The following is a 1,973-nucleotide window of genomic DNA, read 5'->3' on the forward strand; positions in this document are numbered from 1 at the left end:
CCTTCACTCCTCGCTGCCGATTTTGGCAATTTGCAACGGGATGTCGAAATGGTAAACCAAAGTGAGGCCGATTGGCATCATATCGATATTATGGATGGTGTTTTTGTTCCCAATATATCGTATGGCATGCCTGTGGTCAAAGCCATTCAAAAGTATGCCACCAAACCCCTTGATGTACATTTGATGATCATTGATCCAGACAGGTATATCAAAACCTTTGCCGATTTAGGGGCCAGTGTGCTAAGTGTACATTATGAGGCGTGCAACCATCTTCATCGCACGCTACAGGCTATAAAAGCAGAAGGAATGAAAGCTGGGGTTGCAATCAACCCACACACGAACATCAGTTTATTGGAGGATACCATTAAGGATATTGATCTGGTATGCCTTATGAGCGTTAATCCCGGGTTTGGAGGACAATCTTTTATTGGGAACACCTACGAAAAAATCAGGTCACTCAAGGCGTTGATCAATGGCAAAAGAGCCAAAACGTTAATTGAAATCGATGGAGGTGTTACTTCTAAAAACGCGAAAGCTCTGGTAGATGCCGGGGCCGATGTCTTGGTTGCGGGTAGTTTTATCTTCAAAAGTGAAAATCCAACACAAACGATACATGAATTAAAGGGACTTGTTGATTAATGGAGCATTTTGATATTATAATTGTTGGAGGCGGGCCTATTGGAATAGCATGTGGGTTGGAGGCTAAAAAGAACGGACTAAGTTATATCATCATAGAAAAGGGAACTATTGTAAATTCCCTCTTCAACTACCCCGTAAATATGCAGTTTTTCTCTTCTTCGGATTTGTTGGAGATAGATCATATTCCTTTTATCAGTAACGAAGCCAAACCGAAACGAAATGAGGCTTTGGAATATTATCGAAGAATTGTTACCAGCAATGAACTAAAAATCAATCTTTTTGAGCAGGTCGAAACTGTCAATAAGGTCGATACCGGTTTTGTAATCGTTACGGACAAGCAAAAATACAATGCATCCAATGTGATCATAGCCACCGGGTTCTACGATATACCCAATTTATTGAATATTCCCGGGGAAAAATTGGATAAGGTTTCCCATTATTATAAAGACCCTCATTTTTATGCCAGTCAAAAATTGGCAGTCATCGGGGGCAGTAATTCCGCCATAGATGCAGCATTGGAATGTTATCGCAAAGGAGCTGAAGTGACCCTTATCATCCGTGAACCTGAAGTGGGACAACGTGTCAAATACTGGGTGCGACCCGATATTATCAATCGTATAGAAGAGGGAAGCATAAAAGCTTATTTTAACTCAAATGTCACTGAAATACTACCAGACAAAATAAAGGTACATACACCCCAGGGAACTATTGAAATCCCAAATGATTTTGTGTTGGCCCTAACTGGGTATCGACCTAATTTCACCTTTCTTGAAAAAGTAGGGATTCAATTATCGGAAGATGAAAAAAGACTTCCGCAATATAACCAAGATACTATGGAGACCAATATTGAGGGACTCTATTTAGCTGGTGTTATATGCGGTGGAATGGAAACCCATAAATGGTTTATCGAAAACTCCCGAATACATGCGCCCATGATCATCAATGCGATTAAAGCCAAAAAATAAAGATAGCCATCAATTTTATTCTTTAAATCTAGTTGATTGGGATTGGCTCGCATCCTTCCCTATAAGGCTCCGCCTTGATTGGAAACCGAACACATAGAGGGAGGGATTGGCTCGCGCCCTTCCCTACAAGGCTCCGCCTATGAAACCGAACACATAGAGGGATTGGCGCACGCCCTTCCCTACAAGGCTCCGCCTATGAAACCGAACACATAGAGGGATTGGCGCACGCCCTTCCCTACAAGGCTCCGCCTTGATTGGTAACCGAACACTTAGAGGGAGGGATTGGCTCGCGCCCTTCCCTACAAGGCTCCGCCTTGATTGGTAACCGAACACTTAGAGGGAGGGATTGGCTCGCGCCCTTCCCTACAA

The 1,973-nt window shown here is 42.9% G+C and carries 2 protein-coding genes; both read left to right on the forward strand.

Going from position 1 to position 1,973, the window contains the following annotated elements; translation table 11 throughout:
• The coding region (rpe, locus tag WBM98_RS06895) for a ribulose-phosphate 3-epimerase (protein WP_424365289.1) at window positions 1–639 on the forward strand (639 nt) is incomplete at its 5' end.
• Window positions 639–1,604, forward strand: coding sequence for a YpdA family putative bacillithiol disulfide reductase (locus WBM98_RS06900; RefSeq protein ID WP_424365290.1), 966 nt, complete (start codon window positions 639–641; stop codon window positions 1,602–1,604). The genes rpe and WBM98_RS06900, both read left to right, overlap by 1 nt.
• Window positions 1,605–1,973: the final 369 nt, after the last annotated feature.

Source organism: Maribacter sp. (assembly GCF_049667165.1).
Taxonomy (GTDB): Bacteria; Bacteroidota; Bacteroidia; order Flavobacteriales; family Flavobacteriaceae; genus Maribacter_A.